This window comes from Klebsiella sp. K5-45 (assembly GCF_030128605.1).
Lineage (GTDB): Bacteria > Pseudomonadota > Gammaproteobacteria > Enterobacterales > Enterobacteriaceae > Klebsiella > Klebsiella quasipneumoniae.
Genome location: NZ_JAKUZW010000010.1, coordinates 215,598 through 234,451, shown reverse-complemented (window position 1 = coordinate 234,451; position 18,854 = coordinate 215,598). Strand labels below are relative to the sequence as shown.

At 58.8% G+C, this 18,854-nt stretch carries 18 protein-coding genes; 8 read left to right on the top strand and 10 right to left on the bottom strand.

The window, feature by feature from the left end:
* The first annotated feature begins 61 nt into the window (after positions 1-61).
* Together xylB and yiaB are read left to right on the top strand one after the other, a co-directional pair.
* A complete protein-coding gene (gene xylB, locus MKS11_RS21435; RefSeq protein WP_004205018.1) occupies positions 62-1,516 on the top strand; it encodes a xylulokinase in 1,455 nt (484 codons plus the stop codon).
* Between the two features lie 166 nt (positions 1,517-1,682).
* Positions 1,683-2,054, top strand: a complete 372-nt coding sequence (yiaB, locus tag MKS11_RS21430) for an inner membrane protein YiaB (protein ID WP_004205017.1) — start codon at positions 1,683-1,685, stop codon at positions 2,052-2,054.
* Between the two features lie 28 nt (positions 2,055-2,082).
* Here the strand turns inward: yiaB and MKS11_RS21425 are convergent, their stop codons facing one another.
* Positions 2,083-3,078, bottom strand: a complete 996-nt coding sequence (locus MKS11_RS21425) for an acyltransferase (protein ID WP_004205016.1) — start codon at positions 3,076-3,078, stop codon at positions 2,083-2,085.
* A gap of 179 nt (positions 3,079-3,257) precedes the next feature.
* Here MKS11_RS21425 and MKS11_RS21420 point away from each other — a divergent pair, with 179 nt between their 5' ends.
* The 5 genes from MKS11_RS21420 (at position 3,258) to MKS11_RS21400 (ending at position 9,074) form a co-directional block, all read left to right on the top strand.
* A complete protein-coding gene (locus tag MKS11_RS21420; protein ID WP_025999219.1) occupies positions 3,258-3,557 on the top strand; it encodes a YsaB family lipoprotein in 300 nt (99 codons plus the stop codon).
* Between the two features lie 127 nt (positions 3,558-3,684).
* Positions 3,685-4,596, top strand: a complete 912-nt coding sequence (glyQ, locus tag MKS11_RS21415; RefSeq protein WP_004205014.1) for a glycine--tRNA ligase subunit alpha — start codon at positions 3,685-3,687, stop codon at positions 4,594-4,596.
* A 9-nt stretch (positions 4,597-4,605) separates the two neighbouring features.
* A complete protein-coding gene (gene glyS, locus MKS11_RS21410) occupies positions 4,606-6,675 on the top strand; it encodes a glycine--tRNA ligase subunit beta (RefSeq protein WP_004205013.1) in 2,070 nt (689 codons plus the stop codon).
* Between the two features lie 325 nt (positions 6,676-7,000).
* Entirely contained in the window at positions 7,001-7,153 is a 153-nt protein-coding gene (gene hokA, locus MKS11_RS21405) for a type I toxin-antitoxin system toxin HokA (RefSeq protein WP_004205012.1), read from the top strand.
* A gap of 301 nt (positions 7,154-7,454) precedes the next feature.
* On the top strand, positions 7,455-9,074 hold the full coding sequence (locus tag MKS11_RS21400) for an ATP-binding cassette domain-containing protein (RefSeq protein ID WP_087771084.1): 1,620 nt from the start codon (positions 7,455-7,457) through the stop codon (positions 9,072-9,074).
* Between the two features lie 98 nt (positions 9,075-9,172).
* Here MKS11_RS21400 and cspA read toward each other — a convergent pair whose 3' ends face one another.
* The 3 genes from cspA to MKS11_RS21385 all read right to left on the bottom strand — a co-directional run bounded on the left by cspA (position 9,173) and on the right by MKS11_RS21385 (position 11,527).
* Positions 9,173-9,385, bottom strand: coding sequence for an RNA chaperone/antiterminator CspA (gene cspA, locus MKS11_RS21395; RefSeq protein WP_000014594.1), 213 nt, complete (start codon positions 9,383-9,385; stop codon positions 9,173-9,175).
* A gap of 251 nt (positions 9,386-9,636) precedes the next feature.
* Positions 9,637-9,927, bottom strand: coding sequence for an HTH-type transcriptional regulator (locus MKS11_RS21390; protein WP_004205010.1), 291 nt, complete (start codon positions 9,925-9,927; stop codon positions 9,637-9,639).
* 244 nt (positions 9,928-10,171) lie between these two features.
* Positions 10,172-11,527: an MFS transporter gene (locus MKS11_RS21385; protein ID WP_017900021.1), complete on the bottom strand. Its 1,356-nt coding sequence runs from the start codon at positions 11,525-11,527 to the stop codon at positions 10,172-10,174.
* A 440-nt stretch (positions 11,528-11,967) separates the two neighbouring features.
* On the opposite strand from MKS11_RS21385, the gene MKS11_RS21380 reads away from it, so the two are divergent.
* Positions 11,968-12,678, top strand: a complete 711-nt coding sequence (locus tag MKS11_RS21380) for a DUF3053 domain-containing protein (RefSeq protein WP_087771085.1) — start codon at positions 11,968-11,970, stop codon at positions 12,676-12,678.
* Positions 12,679-12,787: 109 nt separating this feature from the next.
* On the opposite strand, the gene ghrB is transcribed toward MKS11_RS21380, so the two are convergent.
* The 6 genes from ghrB to MKS11_RS21350 form a co-directional block, all read right to left on the bottom strand.
* A complete protein-coding gene (ghrB, locus tag MKS11_RS21375) occupies positions 12,788-13,759 on the bottom strand; it encodes a glyoxylate/hydroxypyruvate reductase GhrB (protein ID WP_017900020.1) in 972 nt (323 codons plus the stop codon).
* A gap of 24 nt (positions 13,760-13,783) precedes the next feature.
* Entirely contained in the window at positions 13,784-15,064 is a 1,281-nt protein-coding gene (locus MKS11_RS21370) for an MFS transporter (RefSeq protein ID WP_004205006.1), read from the bottom strand.
* Positions 15,065-15,168: 104 nt separating this feature from the next.
* The gene (locus MKS11_RS21365; RefSeq protein WP_032456719.1) at positions 15,169-16,104 is read right to left on the bottom strand and encodes a sugar kinase; all 936 of its coding nucleotides are present in this window, start codon (positions 16,102-16,104) and stop codon (positions 15,169-15,171) included.
* Positions 16,105-16,107: 3 nt separating this feature from the next.
* Entirely contained in the window at positions 16,108-16,857 is a 750-nt protein-coding gene (locus tag MKS11_RS21360) for a sugar phosphate isomerase/epimerase (RefSeq protein WP_087771086.1), read from the bottom strand.
* Positions 16,858-16,968: 111 nt separating this feature from the next.
* Positions 16,969-17,985 (bottom strand): LacI family DNA-binding transcriptional regulator, encoded by a 1,017-nt coding sequence (locus tag MKS11_RS21355; protein ID WP_004205002.1) that lies wholly within the window; start codon positions 17,983-17,985, stop codon positions 16,969-16,971.
* A 103-nt stretch (positions 17,986-18,088) separates the two neighbouring features.
* On the bottom strand, positions 18,089-18,751 hold the full coding sequence (locus MKS11_RS21350; protein WP_002921917.1) for an OmpA family lipoprotein: 663 nt from the start codon (positions 18,749-18,751) through the stop codon (positions 18,089-18,091).
* Between the last annotated feature and the right edge of the window lie 103 nt (positions 18,752-18,854).

Sequence of the window (18,854 nt, the reverse complement as noted above, 5' to 3'; positions counted from 1 at the left end):
GCCACCAGGATGCTCTGTTCGCGCCACGCTCAGCCGTGGCGCGCGTTTAAGGAGAGGGAGTATGTATATCGGCATCGATCTGGGGACATCGGGCGTCAAAGCCATTCTGCTCAATGAGCAGGGTGATGTGGTGGCATCGCATACCGAAAAGCTTACCGTCTCGCGTCCGCATCCGCTGTGGTCGGAACAAGATCCCGAGCAGTGGTGGCAGGCGACGGACACGGCGATGAAAGCCCTGGGCGCGCAGCATAGTCTGCGCGACGTGAAGGCGCTGGGGATCGCCGGGCAGATGCACGGCGCCACCCTGCTGGATAAATCGTTACAGGTGCTGCGTCCTGCCATTTTATGGAATGACGGCCGCTGCGGCGAAGAGTGCCAGCTGCTGGAGGAAAAAGTCAGCGCTTCCCGGCAGATCACCGGCAACCTGATGATGCCGGGCTTTACGGCGCCGAAGCTCTTGTGGGTGCAGCGCCACGAGGCGGCGGTGTTCAGCCAGGTCGATAAAGTGCTGCTGCCGAAGGATTATCTGCGTCTGCGGATGACCGGCGAGCTTGCCAGCGATATGTCTGACGCCGCCGGTACCCTGTGGATGGACGTCGCCCGACGCGACTGGAGCGATGAGATGCTCGCCGCCTGCGATCTCAGCCGGGACGCGATGCCGGCCCTGTTTGAAGGCAGCGACGTCACCGGGCAGCTGCGCCCGGAGGTGGCGCAGGCGTGGAATATGCCACAGGCGCTGGTGGTGGGGGGCGGCGGCGACAACGCCGCTGGCGCGGTCGGGGTTGGCATGGCCGATGCCGGTCAGGCGATGCTGTCGCTGGGCACTTCAGGTGTGTATTTCGCGGTCAGCGAAGGATTCCTCAGCAAGCCTGAAAGCGCGGTGCATAGCTTTTGTCATGCGCTACCGGGCCGCTGGCATTTGATGTCGGTGATGCTCAGCGCGGCCTCCTGTCTGGACTGGGCGGCGAAATTAACCGGTCTCGCCAGCGTGCCGGCGCTGATTGCGGCGGCACAGTCAGCCGACGAGAGCGCCGGTCCGGTGTGGTTCCTGCCCTATCTGTCGGGCGAACGCACGCCGCACAACAACCCGCAGGCCAAGGGCGTCTTCTTCGGCCTGACGCATCAGCATGGGCCGGCAGAGCTGGCGCGGGCAGTACTGGAGGGGGTGGGCTATGCGCTGGCGGACGGTATGGACGTGGTACACGCCTGCGGCATCAAACCGCAGAGCATCACCCTTATCGGCGGCGGGGCGCGTAGCGCTTACTGGCGACAAATGCTGGCGGATATCAGCGGCCAGCAGCTCGATTACCGTACCGGGGGCGACGTCGGCCCGGCGCTGGGGGCGGCCAGGCTGGCGCAGCTGGCGGTGCACGGCGAAGCCGACCGCGCCGGGCTGTTGACGCCGCTGCCGCTTGAGCAAGCGCATCGCCCGGACGATCGCCGAGTGGCCCACTATGCGCCGCAGCGGGAAACCTTCCGCCAGATTTATCAGCAGCTGAAACCGCTGATGTCATAGCCTCAGTCCGTCCGGCAGCGCCGGGCGGATTACTCCCCTGAATGTCCAGTCTGCATTCATCCAAAACACGTATTTATTAATTCCGAAATGTCAGCTTTGCTGCACCTGGCCTGCGCCATCGCCGGGCGGTTCGGTCATAATCAGCGCGTGTCGACAGGGAGGAGCGATGAATATAAAACGCAGTATTGCCAGAGGGATGATGGCAGCAGGGTCGCTGGTTTATCTGCTGGGTATCTGGCGGACCTGCCCGCTGTTTAGCGGTAAAGGTTATTTTCTTGGCGTACTGGTGATGGGGATGTTTGCCGTCCTCGCCCATCAGCGCGCCAGACGGTGGCAGGGGCAAGACGACGGATTTATCGCGTTATGCCGGCTGGTGTTGCTGCTGTCGGCGGGCCTGCTGCTGGTGGGCGCCTGGCATGTGCCGGCAGACTGGTATGAAAAAGCCGTCTATATCGCGGCGTGGTTTGTCTGCTTATACGGCGCATCTGCGACCCCCGAACGGGCCCGCGTCGCCCGCGCGGTGCAAAAAACGGAATAGGCGCCCGGTTGTCCGGTGCGCCGGGCCGTTAGCTGACCAGCCGGCGGCGATCAACCCGCTGCACCAGGCCGGACAGCAGCAGACTGCCGAGCAGGGCGGCGCTGAAAATCCACACAATATCCAGCAGCGGCCAGCGGCTCAGTTCCAGATGGCTGGCGCGCAGCGCATGTACAATCAGGGCATGGAAGCCGTAAATCCCCAGAGAATGACGCGCAATACATTCGATACCGGGCAGGGGACGCGCGTTAAGCCAGTTTTTGGCGAGCGTCAGCAGGGTGACCGCGCAAACGAACACCGCCGGTCCGCAGTAGAGATACCAGGTGTCGCCGAAGTCCCCGCGCCAGCGCAGCTCATGCAGCGTGCCGCGGGAGATGACCCACACGGCGGCGAGGAACAGCGCGGCGCAGAGCGGGGTCAGCCATTTTTTATCCGTGTTCAGGGTGCCAATGGCCCTGCCCAGCACGCCGTAGAGCACGTAATAAAAGGTGTCGCCATTGATATAGAGGTTGACCGGCAACCACTCAATCCCGGCGGCTTTGACGCCGACCATATTGGGGTTGGCCAGAATGCCGAGGATCGCCATCAGCGTCAGCAGCATTTTGCCGCTGACGGACTTAACCTGAATAAGCGGCGAGAGCAGATAGATAACGGTGATAGCAAAGAAAAACCACAGGTGGTAGAAGACAGGCTTCTGCAGCACATTCTTTAACGACAGCTCGACGTTGATATGGGTAAACAGCGCGATATACAGCAGAGAAAGCGCGCTATAGAACGCAATGCACAGGCCAATCCGCCAGAAGTGGCGCGGCTGGGCGCTGCGTTCCCCAAAAAAGAGGTAGCCCGAGATCATAAAAAACAGCGGCACGCTGACGCGGGAGGCGGAATTGAGCAGATTGGCGATATCCCATTGCAGCAGCGTAATCGCATGCGGATGAGTGATATACCAGCTGGTACTGTGGATCATCACCACCATCATGCAGGCAATGCCGCGCAGGTTGGTGATCCAGTGAATCTTTTCTTGCATCCGTCCCTCAAAGTCTACTGGCGAAATAAGGTCTGACCCGCCTTATGCCCCGGTGTCGCACGAGATTAGTCTGAGTTTTTGGTCACAGGCTTGTCGATGTTTCATGATATTCGCAAAATACCTGTAATACTGAATATTTACGATAACAACTTGCTAACAAGGCGGTGGAGGAGAACGTGGTGAAAGGTGTCGTTTCCATAATGCTGGTGCTGCTCCTTGCGGGCTGCAGCGAGACCGTTTCCCCGCCGGCGCAAAAAGCGCAGCGCGCGCGTATTACCCCGCAAACCACGCTCAATATGGCGCAGCTTTGCAAGGACCAGGCCGCTATCCGCTATAACACGCAAACGCAGTTAGTTGACGTGAACCATTTTGAACAATTCCAGGCAAGCTATGAGCTTTCGGGCCGTACCGGCAAGAATGAACGTTTCATCTGTTCCTTTGACCCGGACGGCCAGTTTATGCATCTTTCGATGCGCTGAATCGACCCCGCCTGGCGTAAATTTCGTCCGTTTTCCTGAAACTACGCCGTTTCGTGCTGTATATCTCGCAGCCAGCGGGTATACTGACTCCTTCCTTTAAATCCACACGTATCCAGCACGAAATCATATGCAAAAGTTTGATACCAGGACCTTCCAGGGCCTGATCCTGACCTTACAGGATTACTGGGCTCGTCAGGGCTGCACCATTGTTCAACCACTGGACATGGAAGTCGGCGCCGGCACCTCTCACCCGATGACCTGCCTGCGCGCGTTAGGGCCGGAGCCGATGGCGACCGCCTACGTACAGCCTTCCCGTCGTCCAACCGATGGCCGCTATGGCGAAAACCCGAACCGTTTACAGCATTACTATCAGTTCCAGGTGGTGATTAAGCCTTCTCCGGACAACATCCAGGAGCTGTACCTCGGGTCGCTGAAAGAGCTGGGTATGGACCCGACCATTCACGACATTCGCTTCGTCGAAGACAACTGGGAAAACCCGACGCTGGGAGCCTGGGGTCTGGGTTGGGAAGTGTGGCTCAACGGCATGGAAGTGACGCAGTTCACCTACTTCCAGCAGGTGGGCGGCCTGGAGTGTAAGCCGGTGACCGGCGAGATCACCTACGGTCTGGAGCGTCTGGCGATGTACATCCAGGGCGTCGACAGCGTCTACGACCTGGTCTGGAGCGACGGCCCGCTGGGGAAAACCACCTACGGCGACGTGTTCCACCAGAACGAAGTGGAGCAGTCCACCTATAACTTCGAATACGCCGACGTCGATTTCCTCTTCTCCTGCTTCGAGCAGTATGAGAAAGAGGCCCAGCAGCTGCTGGCGCTGGAGACCCCGCTGCCGCTGCCGGCCTACGAGCGTATTCTGAAAGCGGCTCACAGCTTCAACCTGCTGGATGCGCGTAAAGCCATCTCCGTCACCGAGCGTCAGCGCTATATCCTGCGCATTCGCACCCTGACGAAAGCAGTGGCGGAAGCGTACTACGCTTCCCGTGAAGCGCTCGGCTTCCCGATGTGCAACAAGAATAAATAAGAGGCGGCCATGTCTGAGAATACTTTTCTGGTGGAAATCGGCACTGAAGAGCTGCCACCAAAAGCGCTGCGCAGCCTGGCGGAATCTTTTGCTGCGAACGTGACCGCAGAGCTGGATAACGCCGGCCTCGCGCACGGTAAAGTGGAATGGTTTGCCGCTCCGCGACGTCTGGCGCTGAAGGTAGCCAACCTGGCGGCGGCGCAGGCCGATCGCGAAGTGGAAAAACGCGGCCCGGCCGTTGCCCAGGCGTTCGATGCCGAAGGCAAGCCAAGCAAAGCGGCCGAAGGCTGGGCGCGCGGCTGCGGTATCACCGTCGATCAGGCCGAACGTCTGACCACGGACAAAGGCGAGTGGCTGCTGTATCGCGCCCATGTGAAGGGCGAAAGCACTGAAGCCCTGCTGCCGAACATGATTGCCAGCTCGCTGGCGAAGCTGCCGATCCCGAAACTGATGCGCTGGGGCGCGTCTGACGTCCACTTCGTGCGCCCGGTTCACACCGTCACGCTGCTGCTGGGTGACAAAGTGATCCCGGCTACTATCCTCGGTATTCCGTCCGATCGCGTGATCCGCGGCCATCGCTTTATGGGCGAGCCGGAATTCACCATCGACCATGCCGACCAGTATCCGCAGATCCTGCTGGAGCGCGGTAAAGTCATCGCCGATTACGAACAGCGTAAAGCCAAAATCAAAGCCGATGCGGAAGAGGCGGCGCGTAAGATTGGCGGTAAAGCCGATCTGAGCGAAAGCCTGTTGGAAGAAGTCACCTCGCTGGTGGAATGGCCGGTGGTACTGACGGCGAAGTTCGAAGAAAAATTCCTCGCGGTGCCGTCTGAAGCGCTGGTTTACACCATGAAGGGCGACCAGAAGTACTTCCCTGTCTACGACAACGCCGGTAAGCTGCTGCCGAACTTTATCTTCGTCGCTAACATCGAGTCGAAAGATCCGCAGCAGATCATCTCCGGTAACGAGAAGGTAGTCCGTCCGCGTCTGGCCGATGCCGAGTTCTTCTTCAACACCGACCGTAAAAAACGTCTGGAAGACAACCTGCCGCGTCTGGAAACCGTGCTGTTCCAGCAGCAGCTGGGGACGTTGCGCGACAAGACCGATCGCATTCAGGCGCTGGCGGGCTGGATTGCCGAGCAGATTGGCGCTGACGTGAACCACGCGACCCGCGCGGGCCTGCTGTCCAAGTGCGACCTGATGACCAACATGGTCTTCGAGTTCACCGACACCCAGGGCGTGATGGGGATGCACTACGCGCGCCATGATGGCGAAGCGGAAGATGTGGCCGTGGCGCTGAACGAACAGTATCAGCCGCGCTTTGCCGGCGACGCGCTGCCGTCTAACCCGGTGGCCTGCGCGGTGGCGATTGCCGATAAGATGGACACCCTGGCGGGTATCTTCGGTATCGGCCAGCACCCGAAAGGCGATAAAGACCCGTTTGCGCTGCGCCGCGCCGCGCTGGGCGTCCTGCGTATTATCGTCGAGAAGAACCTGAATCTCGATCTGCAAACGCTGACTGAAGAGGCGGTGCGTCTGTACGGTGAGAAGCTGACCAACGCCAACGTGGTCGATGACGTGATCGACTTTATGCTGGGCCGTTTCCGCGCCTGGTATCAGGACGAAGGCTACGGTGTCGACACTATCCAGGCGGTACTGGCGCGTCGTCCAACCCGCCCGGCGGATTTCGATGCGCGTATGAAGGCGGTATCGCACTTCCGTACTCTGGAAGAGTCCTCCGCGCTGGCGGCGGCGAACAAGCGTGTCTCCAACATCCTGGCGAAATCCGACGAAACGCTGAACGACATCGTTCACGCTTCGGTGCTGAAAGAAGCGGCGGAAATTAAGCTGGCGGGCAATCTGGTGGTGCTGCGCGACAAGCTGCAGCCGTACTTCGCCGCAGGCCGCTATCAGGATGCGCTGATTGAGCTGGCCGCCCTGCGCGAGCCGGTGGATGAGTTCTTCGAGAACGTGATGGTTAACGCTGAAGACAAAGATGTTCGCATCAACCGTCTGACGCTGCTGTCCAAACTGCGCGAGCTGTTCCTGCAGGTAGCGGATATTTCTCTGCTGCAGTAAGCGTATCGGAAATAATAAAAGACCTGCCTCAGGGCAGGTTTTTTTATACGTGAAATATAAATAGGTGAACCGCTAATAATTCTGTCATTGATATCTTCATTATTTTCATTCATCGATAAGAAATGTTTAGGAATATATAAACATAATTCCGCGAGGTATTTACGCTAGAATGGCGGCGGGTGCTTGAGACTGTGTGTCTCAGGTATTCAGCGGGAGGCAGACAGAGAAAAGCCCCACCTGATAGTAATCAAAGTGAGGCTCCCCTATGCATGAACACCATAAGAGTAGCCTCTTACTTGTTGAAAATCAACACGGGAGGCGAGGAATGCCGCAAAAGTATCTGTTGTTTGGCTTAGTAGTGATTTGCTTCACTATTTTATTATTGACCTGGATGGTTCGTGATTCGCTATGTGAATTACAGATCAGGCAGGGAAATATTGAGCTGGTGGCATTCTTAGCCTGTGATATTAAACAGTAAGAGCATCTGGTGGGGATCTATCCCCACCATGCTTGCGGTGTCAGGCATTCTCAATGCACCCTTTCATTGTTCACCAAATAAATCCTTTGCCTCCTGATATCAGGAGGCCTTTTTATTTTTACACGGCCGTTGAATTAAACGGGCTTGAAATTCATAGCGGAGTGTGGCTATCCTATGTCCCGACGAATCCCTCGTCTCACCGGAGCGCGCCCCACAAATGAACAAACACGACTGATGAATTTCACGCCTTACCTCGCAGACGTTGCGGGTAGGGGAGTATTGATTTCATTCAGGAGTGCTTATGGCTCATTGCGCCCACATCCCCGCTTTTGTTTTACATCAGGTCACCTGTCAGTTTGCGACGGGACAGACCCTGTTTGGTCCGCTCAGCGTCTCGCTGGAACCGTCCCTTTGCGGTCTGGTCGGCCGGAACGGCGTCGGCAAGACGCGCCTGCTGCGCCTGCTGGCGGGCTTTGAGTCTCCTGCCGGCGGCCATGTCGAGCGCGCCGCCGCCGTGGCCTGGGTGGCGCAGCAGCCGACGCTCACGCCGGAGACCACCCTCGCCGCGCTGCTCGGCTATGCGCCGATATTTGACGCCTTGTTCCGCCTTGAACAGGGTAATGGACTGGCCGACGATTTCGAGCTATTGGATGGCCACTGGGATCTCACCGATCGCCTGAGTTTAGCTTTCCGTGAAGCCGATCTCCCGCCGTTCTCTGCCGATCGCCCCGCTTTTTCACTCAGCGGCGGCGAGCGGATGAAGGCTCTGCTGTGCGGCGCCTTTGTCTCCGGCGCCGATTATCTGCTGCTGGATGAGCCTACCAACCATCTGGACCGCCAGGGGCGGGAGTGGCTCTATCACCAGCTGGAAAGCTGGCAGGGCGGGGCGCTGATCGCCAGCCACGACCGCGAGCTGCTGACGCGGATGCCGAGGATTATTGAGCTGACGCCGACGGCGCTGCGCAGCTACGGCGGCAACTATGCTGAATATCAGCGGCAGCGTGAGGCAGAGCAGCAGGCCGCACGCGCGGCGCTGGAGCATGCTGTGACCGAACGACGGCGCACCCGCGCGCGAATGCAAAAGGAGCATGACGCCGCCCAGCGGCGCTCGGCGCAGACGCTGCGTACCGTTGATACCCTGAATATCGCCTCTTTTGAACGTGTGAAGTACAAAGGCGCGGCAAAAGAGCGTCCGGGAACGCTGCGCCGTCAGCATCGTGAACAGAACAGCAGTCTGAATGGCGCCGTGCAGCAGGCGCGAGAGCGGGTGGAAGAGGATACGCCGGTGATGTTCACCCTGCCGGGCAGCGAAGTGGTCGCCGGCAAGCAGGTGCTGGTGGTGGAGTCATTACAGCTCGACCATGCACCGGCTGCGCCGCTGGACTGGCGCGTGGATGGTCCGATGCGCATCGCGCTGCGGGGGCCGAACGGCTGTGGCAAAACCACTTTGCTGAAAACGCTGCTGGGGCTGGAGCAGGCCGCCTCAGGCGATGTCCGGCTGTCGGTGAGCGCCGCTTACCTCGATCAACATCTGACGCAGCTGGATTTATCCCTGTCGGTCATGGCGCACCTGAGCCTGGAAGATACCCCGCTGGATGAGGGCCTCCTGCGCACCCGCCTGGCGCAGCTGCAGCTGGGCGCGGATAAGGTCACTCTGCCGCTGTCGGCGCTCAGCGGCGGCGAACGCCTGAAAGCGGCCCTGGCGTGCGTGCTCTGGCGACGCGAGCCTGCCCAGCTGCTGTTGTTGGATGAGCCGACCAACCATCTCGATTTAGCATCGACGCAGGCTATTGAAAGCGCGCTGGCGGCGTTTCCCGGCGCGATGCTGGTGGTGTCGCATGATGAGGCGTTTTTACAAGGTCTGAGGCTGACCCATAGTCTGGCATGGGAGGAAACGGGCTGGCGCTATACCCGGCTCTGAATGCCCAACAGCCGCCATCGTATGCTGGCGGCTGTTGGCGACAGATAAAAAAAATCCCCGCCATCAGGCAGGGATTCTTGATTCTTAGCGGCTTGAACTTACAGAGAAGTTACGTTGCCAGCTGCCGGGCCTTTAGCGCCGCTTTCGATGGTGAAGGAGACTTTCTGACCTTCATCCAGGGATTTGTAGCCATCGTTCTGGATAGCAGAGAAGTGTACGAACACGTCTTTAGAGCCATCGTCAGGAGTGATGAAGCCGAAGCCTTTGTCAGCGTTGAACCATTTTACGATACCAGTCATTTTACCGGACATAGTGAATTACCTTTAAAAAAATAAGTGAGCCTTGCGGCGTAGCGGTCTGGACTACAGATTTAAAGCGATAAAGGGAAAGTTCACTACGGGGGTATCTTTGGATAACCTTAGAAGGACTGCTCTATTCGACTGCTCTGTGGTCTGTACATCAAACCTGCGAGCATTAACGCACGTTCAGCACCTGATAGCAAACTTTTTTTACGGTGCAGCGGTAAAAGCTCCCTTGCTGGCCCTTACCGCTGCGCTCGGGATTAATCGAGTAACTGCCTTGAAAGCTGCGGGTTGGCCTGAATCAGGCGCATTAATTTTAGCTCAGTGGGGGACGGTCTTACCCGTCTCGATTCCCACTCTCTTACCATAGCGACGCTCACGCCCATGGCGTTGGCGAAGTCGTCAATCTTAAGTCCAGTGCCTTTACGCAGCTGTTCAAATTCACTAAACACAGTGGACTTACGGTTTGAGGTAAGTGTCTGATTATCGTCCTTAAAAACGATGTGTTCCAGGCTGCTCAGCAGTTCAAACACGGGATCTTTATATTCCATTGAGAACTCCTTTTATCACACAGCGGAAGAGATTTTTCTAAAGCTCTTTAAGAATAGTCAGAAAAAAGCATCAAGGATGGTAACGCCCGTGATTATTTGCCAGCAGGTTATCGAATCAGCCCCAATAGCCGAACGGCAGCGGTGCCTAAGAGCATGATTACTAATACGATGGAGTGGCTTCGAAAATTTTTGTAAACGGATAAGAAAAAAGCGGCAAAGCCGGCGCGGGACGCCGGCTTGTCGATCAGGCTTTCTGCAGACCTCTCGCGTCCTCTGTCGCCGCCGGCGCTGATTTACTGACCCGATATTTAATCAGCAGCGCGATGGCTGACAGGAATGCCGGGATAGCCAGCAGGGTGAAAATGGTCTCAAACGAGAGCTGGGCTTGCATCAGGAAGGCGCCGCTGAACGCGCCAAGGATCCCGCCGAAGCGGCCAATGCCCAGCATCCAGGCCACGCCGGTGGCGCGCCCTTGTGTCGGGTAGAAGCCTGCCGCCAGCGCCGGCATCGACGACTGCGCGCCGTTCATAATACTGCCGGCGATAAACACCATCACCCCCATCAGCGCCAGGCTGCTGGTAGAGAAGCCCACCAGACAGACGAAAACGCCGGTCAGCAGCCAGCCGACGGCCACCACCTTATTGGGATTGATCTTGTCCATCAGAGCGCCGAGGATCAGCACGCCAATTCCACCGCCGAGTGGGAACAATGCGGTGATAATAGAGGCCTGACTCATCGATGCGCCGGTCTCGCGGATTAGCAGCGGCAGCCAGCTGGTCAGTAGATAGAAAATCAGCAGGCCCATAAAGTAGGTCAGGCACAGCATCACGGTGCCCACCGCGTAGCGTGGGGAGAAAATGACGCCTATGGCCGACTTCTCTTTCACCTGGCCTGCTTCGTGCAGCTCAAACTCCACCGTCTCCGGCAGCGGCGCGATACGCCGCAGGATGGCGGCAATGCGCTGCGCCGGCTGACGCTTCACCACCAGATAGCGGGCGGACTCCGGCAGCAGGAAAATTAATGCTACCGCCAGCAGGAGAGGCATCACGCCGCCCAGCACCAGCACGCTCTGCCAGCCATAGTGCGGGATCATCCAGGCGGATAAAAAGCCGCCCAGCGACGAGCCCATCGGAAAGCCGACAAACATCAGGTTCACCAGCAGCGCCCGACGGCGCTCCGGCGCATATTCGCTCATTAGCGTCGCGGCATTGGGCATCGCCGCGCCGAGGCCCAGGCCGGTCAGGAAGCGCAGCAGCGTCAGCTGGTTAAGGCTGGTGGCAAAGGCGGTGAGCAGGCTGAATCCTCCGAACACCACGATCGACATAATCAGCACTTTCTTGCGGCCGATACGGTCAGCCAGTGGTCCCGCGGTTAACGCGCCGACCGCCAGGCCAACCAGCGCGGCGCTCATCACCGGGCCGAGGGCTGATTTTTCCACGCCCCATTCCTGGACCAGGTCGGAGGCGATGAATCCGATGATCGCGGTGTCGAACCCGTCCATCGCGACGGTGATGAAGCAGAGCGCGAGGATCATCCACTGGTAGCGGGTGAAGGGGTGCTCGTTGATAAAGGCCTGAATGTCGATGGTTGTCTTAGTCATACGGCTTTCCTGGCAGACTGAGCGAGGGACAGAGGTTTGTTATTATCGTCGCCTTCGCGTCGTTGAGATTGATTTGTGCGATAATCGAACGCATCGCCGTTAATCGCTCATTTATCAAATCATTGAAGCGCTGACCAGGCAATCCGGGTGGGCGCCAAAGCGTGCGATTATCGTCCGCTTCAGGGCGCGGCGTTGGGCAGTGGATTATAAATTTCAAAAATAACAATCAGTTAATTGATATTCATCGGTCTAATTTGAAGCGCATATTTGTGATGCGCATAACAGACGCGCCAGGCGACGGCAGCGGCGTGCGGAATGGCGTTTTTCCTGCGTAAGATTAGCAGTAAAGGGTATCCTGCGAGGCCGAGCTGGACTATCCTTGTCAGCGTCTGGCACGTGTGTGTCTTTGTGCGCTTTTTTTGGCTGAAAGGAGTAAAAAAATGGCGACAGGAAAGTCCTGCTCTCGCTGGTTTGCGGCTATGGCGGCCTTATTAATGGTGGTTAGCCTGAGTGGGTGTTTTGATAAAGAAGGCGATCAGCGCAAAGCGTTTATCGACTTCCTGCAGAATACGGCGATGCGTAGCGGTGAACGACTGCCGACGCTGACCGCCGATCAGAAAAAACAGTTTGGGCCGTTTGTCTCTGACTACGCGGTGATCTACGGCTACTCGCAGCAGGTGAGCCAGGCGATGGACGCTGGTCTGCGCCCGGTAGTGGACAGCGTCAATGCGATCCGCGTTCCGCAGGACTATATGACCCAGCGCGAGCCGCTGCGTCAGGCGAACGGCGCGCTGGGCGTGCTCAGCCAGCAGCTGCAGAATGCCAAAATGCAGGCCGATGCCGCGCATGGCGCGCTGAAGCAGGCGGACGATCTCAAGCCGGTCTTCGATCAGGTTTACGCCAAGGTGGTGACGGCGCCAGCCGACGCGCTGCAGCCGCTGATCCCGGCCGCGCAGATCTTTACCCAGCAGCTGGTTCAGGTGGGGGATTTTGTCGCCCAGCAGGGAACCCAGGTGAGCTTTGTGGCCAACGGCATTCAATTCCCGACTTCCCAGCAGGCTAGTCAGTACAATGCGCTGATTGGGCCGCTGGCGGCGCAGCATCAGGTGTTTAATCAGGCATGGACGGCGGCGGTGAACGCGACCCGCTAATGCCCTGTCTGGCTGACGTGAGCTGCGGCGAACGGGCTGGATAACGGACAGAATGCAAAAAAGAACCCGGGGAGGGCGATGGCCGCCGCTACCCGGGTTTTTTTATGGCTTATTTTACCTGCGGATTGACGCAGTTTTTTTCGACCTTGCCGTTCAGGGCGTCGATCAGGTTATCCACCGCGCAGGCCGCCATGTTGTAGCGCGTCTCATGGGTGGCGGAGCCGATATGCGGCAGCGCGACGACGTTCGGCAGGCTCAGCAGCGGCGAATCTTTAGCCAGCGGCTCGTGCTCGAAGACATCAAGGCCGGCAGCGTGAATGTCACCCGCCTGCAGGGCGGCGATCAGCGCCTGCTCGTCGACCACCGGGCCGCGCCCGGCGTTAATAAAGATGGCGGAAGATTTCATTTTGGCGAACTGCGCCTGGCCGAACAGATGATGGGTCTCTTCGCTCAGGGGCAGGATCAGGCAGACAAAATCGGCTTCCTGCAGCAGGGTATCAAGATCGCAATAGCGTGCGTTGAAACGTTCCTCCGCCTGCGGATGCTGGCGGCGCGCGTTATACAGGATCGGCATGCCGAACCCGAAGTGGGCACGCTGCGCCAGCGCCATGCCGATGCGGCCCATGCCGACGATACCTAAGGTTTTATGGTGTACGTCGGTACCGAACCAGTCTGGCCCAATGCTCTTCGTCCATTCGCCCGCTTTAACGCGCTCCGCCACTTCCACCACCCGGCGGGCGGTGCTCAGCACCAGCGCCATGATCGTGTCGGCGACGGTTTCGGTCAGCACGGTCGGGGTATGCATCAGCAGCACCCGGCGGGCGTTCAGCGCCTCGACGTCGAAGTTGTCATAACCAACGGATACGGTGGAGGTCGCACGCAGCTTCGGCATCTTCTCCAGCAGCGCGGCGTCAACCTTTTCGCTGGAGCCCAGCAGGCCTTCAGCCTGGGCAAAGGCCTCAGCGTGCTGCGAAACGGTCTCCGGCCGCAGGTTTTTCACCTGAGTGACGGAAAAGTGCTCCTCCAGACGCTGTAGCAGGTCGTCGGGAAGCGTTTTATAGAGAATGACAGACGGCTTCATGCGAATCTCCGTAGTGTGAGTCGTTCAGGCGTGATGAGCGCCAAGTGGAAGGTTTTGATTATTAGCAGGCTTAACAATCAAAGTCAGCCATACTGAGGCGAAAAGCGCCACCCCCATAAAAATATAGGAAGCTGCTGGGCTGCCGGTGGCACCGTTCAGGTAGCCGACAAACCACGAGCCGCAGAAGGATCCCAGGGCGCCCATGCTGTTGATCAGCGCCATGGCGCCACCGGCGACGTTGCGTGGCAGCATTTCCGGAATAATGGCGAAGAAGGGGCCGTAAGGCGCATACATTGCCGCACCAGCCACTACCAGCAAGGTGTAAGAGACCCAGAAGTGGTTGGCGCCGACCGCCCAGGAGCCGATGAAGGCCAGTCCGCCAATCAGCAGCAGCGGCCAGACGAACAGCTTACGGTTCTGCATTTTATCGGAAGCCCAGGAGACCACGATCATGGCGATAGTCGCCGCCAGGTATGGGACCGAGGAGAGCCAGCCCACTTCCACCATCCCCATATTTTCGCCGCCGCTGCGGATAATCGACGGCAGCCACAGTACAAAGCCGTACACGCCGATGCTCCAGGCAAAGTACTGGGCGCAGAGCAGGATCACGTTGCGGGAGCGGAAGGCCTCGCCATAGTTACGCACCGCTTTGATGCCCTGCTGCTCACGATCCAATTGTTCCTGCAGCGCGGCTTTTTCACTCTCCGCCAGCCAGGATACCTGCGACGGTTTATCTTTCACCAGCACCCACCAACAGAAGGCCCAGATCACCGCCGGCACCCCTTCGATGATAAACATTTCCCGCCAGCCGAAGGCCTGAATCAGGTAGCCGGAGACCACCGACATCCACAGGACCGTCACCGGGTTGCCGAGGATCAGGAAGGTATTGGCCCGCGAGCGCTCGGATTTGGTGAACCAGTTGCTGATATAGATCAGCATCGCCGGCATCACCGCCGCTTCGACGACGCCGAGAATAAAGCGAATGGCCGCCAGCGCCGGGATATTATGCACAATCCCGGTCAGGGAGGCGCAGCCGCCCCACAGGATCAGGCAGATAAAGATCAGTTTGCGAACGCTGCGGCGCTCTGCATAAATAGCGCCGGGGATCTGAAAGAAGAAGTAGCCAAGGAAGAACAGCGCCCCCAGCAGGGAAGAGATCCCTTTGGTGATGCCCAGGTCTTCGGTAATGCCTGCCGCGGAGGCGAAGCTGAAGTTGGCGCGGTCGAGGTACGCCAGGCTATACGTGATAAACACGATAGGCATGATGTACCACCAGCGTTTCGTTGCATTTGTTGAGCTATTCATAGGCTTGCCTCTGTCAATGAGGTGACATACGTCCGTCGAAACGGACGCTGCTGTGCCGCGCTGCAGGTAGGGTACAGGACGGCTGTTATTGTTGCGTATAAATGTTATTCGCCCAGCGCGTCGCGGGTGGGCAGCCCCTCGCTGTCGCCCTGGACCTGAATCGCCAGCGAACCGATTTTATTGCCGCGGTTCACCGCCTGACGCAGGGTTTTGCCTTCCAGCAGGGCGCTAATCACCCCGACGGCAAAGCCGTCGCCGGCGCCGACGGTATCGACGACGTTTTCGACTTTAATGGCATCAACCGTTCCCTGTTCGCCGTTGGCGCTCTTGAACCAGGCGCCGTCGCAGCCAGTTTTAATGACCACCGCCTTGACGCCGCGCGAGAGATAGAAATCGGCGATCCCCTCCGGAGTCTGCTGGCCGGTGAGAATCACGCCCTCTTTTAAGCCTGGCAAAACCCAGTCAGCCTGGAAGGCGAGACGGTTGAGTTTCTCCACCATCTCGGCTTCGCTTTTCCACAGCACCGGACGCAGATTGGGATCGAAAGAGAGGGTTTTGCCCTCGGCTTTCATGACCTTCGCCGCATGCTCCAGCAGCGCATATGAGCTTTCAGAGAGCGCGGCGGCCACGCCGCTCAGGTGCAAATGACGGGCGCTGGTGAAGTAGTCGGCGCGAAAATCGTCAGGCGACAGATGGCTGGCGGCAGAACCTTTGCGGAAATACTCCACAATGGGATCGGTTCCATTTTCGACTTTCGATTTCATCTGGAAACCGGTAGCGAAGCGGTTGTCAATGGCGACAGCATGGCTATCGATCCCCTCTTTCGCCAGCGATTGCAGTACGAAGCGGCCAAAGCTATCGTTACCGACGCGGCTGACCCAGCCGACCTTCAGACCCAGGCGCGCCAGACCGGTGGCGACGTTCAGCTCGGCGCCGGCGACACGTTTCATAAAATGCTCCACCTCGGCCAGATCGCCGGTTTCGGTGGCGACAAACATGGCCATAGCTTCGCCGATGGTGATGACATCTAAATTTTCCACGGCTTATTCCTCGCGTAACAGGTTGACGTAGCGGCGGGTCACGGCCGTCAGGTCATGGCCAGTCAGCGGAAACTCGATTCCACGCGGCGCGTCGGCGGGAAGATTATCGAGCAGGGCCAGCCAGCGGTCGGCGGCCTGATCCGGCGGCACAGCGCGGAATTTCTCCTGATGTGGCTCCGCCGCTTTCACATGAATATAGCTGACCGCCGGCGCAAGATGGCGGGCTGCCTCTTCCGGCGAATCGCCGACCCACAGCCAGTTGCCCATATCAAACGTTAAGGTGATCGGCAGCTGATGGACCCGGCAGGCGGCTTTGAAGCGCTGCATCGGCGCCAGCTGGCCGCAGTCGGTCTGGTCATTCTCCACCACCAGCGCCATGCCGCTGTCGCTGAGGATATGGCGCAGCTCGTCGAGCTGCTGGTTGTGGCGGAAATGGCCAAGGGAGAGCTTCAGCCACAGGGCGTTAAGGGTCTGCGCTTCCGCGAGGAGCGTCGGGAGATGCGGGTTAAGCTCGCCGTTGTCGGCGAACAGCGCCTGGGGCGCGGAGTAGCAAGCCAGCAGGCCGTGGCGCTCGATGGCGGCTGCCTGCGCCGGTAGGGCGTTGAGCTCTTCGGCGCTGAACAGCTCGCGGCGGATTTCGACGCCGTCCGCGCCGGCGTCGGCGATAAACGGCAGGACGGCGGCCTGGCCGCCTAAGGATTTAACATGGTCATTACCATAGGCAGCGGTAACGACAATAATTTTTCTGGCCATCGCGCTCTTACTCCCGGCGTTTGTTGCTTAATCTCCTTATTACGCTATATGGTATCGGTTCCATAAGAAAGGGCGAGATGTTTAATTTATGATCGGCATCACGAAGGATCGTTAACGGGAGGTTGATCCGCGGACGATAAGCTCGCCGGAAAAGACCCGCTCGCAGATGGGGTCGTTAGTGCCGGCAATGCGCCGAATCACCTGTTCCACCGCCGCGTAGCCGATCTGCCACGTCGGCTGTTTGAGGGTGGTGATGCCGACGCCGGCCAGCTCCGCCCACTCCAGTTCGTCGAAGCCCAGCAGGCCGATATCGCTGCCCCAGATCAGGCCGACGCGCTTCAGGGCGCGGGCCACCTGCAGCGTCAGCGCGCCGTTGGCGGAGATCACCGCTTTGCGCATCCCGCGGTGGCGGGCGTGGAACTGGCGCAGGACGTTGTCCATCATCGCGCCGTCGTTGAGCTGTACTTCGGCGTTTTCGGCCACCACGCCGTGGTGGCGGGCGAGCGTGGCGCGAAAGGCGCTCAGGCGCTCGCGGCGGGTATTGACCGAGCCCAGCGGTTCGCTGAGAAACAGGATGGCCTCAAAGCCTTTCTCCACCAGGTGTTCGGTGGCGGTGGTGGCGGCCTGAGCGTTATCAAGTCCGACCACATCGCAGGCGAAATCGGGGATTTTACGGTCAATCAGCACCATCGGCAGGGCCGACTGCTGCAGGCGGTTCAGGCCATCCTCCCGCATGCCGACCGCGTTGACGACGATGCCTTCCACCTGATAGCTGCGCAGCAGGTCGAGATAGTGCAGCTCCTGGTCAAGCTCGTTATTGGTGTTACACACCAGCAGGGTAAAGCCCTTTTCCCGGCAGGCCGCTTCAATGCCGCTCATGACATTGACCGAATAGGGGTTGGTGATATCGGCGATGATCAGGCCGATGAGGCGGGTGCGGCCGTGCTTGAGGCCGCGGGCCATCAGGCTGGGGCGGTAGTCGAGTTCGGCAATGGCTTTTTCAATACGTGATAACAGATCGTCGGAAAGCAGGTGCTTCTCGCCGTTAAGATACCGTGAAATGCTGGTTTTGCCGGTCTTTGCGGCTTTCGCCACATCGCTAATGGTTGCACGCGCCGCTTTCGCCATGATGGCTTCCTTTGCTGAAAATCTGCCAACACCTTAGCGCGAAAAATAGCGATATCAAGCATTTTGCCCGGCAGAGGCGCTGCCGGGCAACATGAGGATGCGCTTATTGCAGCGGGCTGAGGGTGATTTCCACGCGACGGTTCTGCGCCTTACCTTCCGCCGTGCTGTTGCTGGCGATCGGGTTCGCCGGCCCCATGCCGGTGGTGCGAATGCGGTTGGCCGCCACGCCCTGGGTGATCAGTGCGCTGGCGACGCTGTCAGCACGCTGCTGCGACAGACGCATATTCAGATCCTTACTGCCGGTGCTGTCGGTGTAGCCGACGACGTTAACGGCGGTTTTCTCATACTCTTTCAGCACCATGGCCACGCCGGTCAGGGTGTTGGCGCCGGCCGGTTTCAGGTTGGCGCTGTTGCTGTCGAAAGTGACGTTATTCGGCATGTTCAGCACGATATTGTCACCATTTCGCGTCACGCTGACCCCGGTTCCCTGCATTTTGTCGCGCAGCTTCGCTTCCTGCACGTCCATGTAGTAGCCTATGCCGCCGCCCAGCGCCGCGCCTGCCGCTGCGCCAATCAGCGCGCCTTTGCCGCGGTCATGTTTGGAAGAGGAGAGCGCGCCGACGCCAGCGCCCACTAAGGAGCCAATACCTGCGCCAATACCGGATTTACCTGCTTCACGCTCACCGGTATAGGGGTTGGTGGTGCAGCCAGAAATCGCCAGGGTGCCGCTGACCAGCGCCGCAATCATAAGTACGCGTTTTTTCATTTAATGTCCTTAATCCTTTTTATTCTTTGTCACAGCGAACGTGACGGTTGATTATGACGCGCGAATACGTAGAAAATTCCCCAAACACCATCTCATTTTGTAA

Coding starts and splice junctions, on each gene's coding strand:
- hokA (WP_004205012.1), top strand. CDS start 7,001: ATGCCGCAAAAGTATCTGTTGTTTGGCTTAGTAGTGATTTGCTTCACT.
- cspA (WP_000014594.1), bottom strand. CDS start 9,385: ATGTCCGGTAAAATGACTGGTATCGTAAAATGGTTCAACGCTGACAAA.
- MKS11_RS21350 (WP_002921917.1), bottom strand. CDS start 18,751: ATGAAAAAACGCGTACTTATGATTGCGGCGCTGGTCAGCGGCACCCTG.
- MKS11_RS21425 (WP_004205016.1), bottom strand. CDS start 3,078: ATGCAAGAAAAGATTCACTGGATCACCAACCTGCGCGGCATTGCCTGC.
- MKS11_RS21370 (WP_004205006.1), bottom strand. CDS start 15,064: ATGAATAGCTCAACAAATGCAACGAAACGCTGGTGGTACATCATGCCT.
- MKS11_RS21360 (WP_087771086.1), bottom strand. CDS start 16,857: ATGGCCAGAAAAATTATTGTCGTTACCGCTGCCTATGGTAATGACCAT.
- MKS11_RS21385 (WP_017900021.1), bottom strand. CDS start 11,527: ATGACTAAGACAACCATCGACATTCAGGCCTTTATCAACGAGCACCCC.
- MKS11_RS21390 (WP_004205010.1), bottom strand. CDS start 9,927: ATGGAATATAAAGATCCCGTGTTTGAACTGCTGAGCAGCCTGGAACAC.
- MKS11_RS21400 (WP_087771084.1), top strand. CDS start 7,455: ATGGCTCATTGCGCCCACATCCCCGCTTTTGTTTTACATCAGGTCACC.
- ghrB (WP_017900020.1), bottom strand. CDS start 13,759: ATGAAGCCGTCTGTCATTCTCTATAAAACGCTTCCCGACGACCTGCTA.
- MKS11_RS21355 (WP_004205002.1), bottom strand. CDS start 17,985: ATGGCGAAAGCGGCGCGTGCAACCATTAGCGATGTGGCGAAAGCCGCA.
- glyQ (WP_004205014.1), top strand. CDS start 3,685: ATGCAAAAGTTTGATACCAGGACCTTCCAGGGCCTGATCCTGACCTTA.
- MKS11_RS21380 (WP_087771085.1), top strand. CDS start 11,968: ATGGCGACAGGAAAGTCCTGCTCTCGCTGGTTTGCGGCTATGGCGGCC.
- xylB (WP_004205018.1), top strand. CDS start 62: ATGTATATCGGCATCGATCTGGGGACATCGGGCGTCAAAGCCATTCTG.
- glyS (WP_004205013.1), top strand. CDS start 4,606: ATGTCTGAGAATACTTTTCTGGTGGAAATCGGCACTGAAGAGCTGCCA.
- yiaB (WP_004205017.1), top strand. CDS start 1,683: ATGAATATAAAACGCAGTATTGCCAGAGGGATGATGGCAGCAGGGTCG.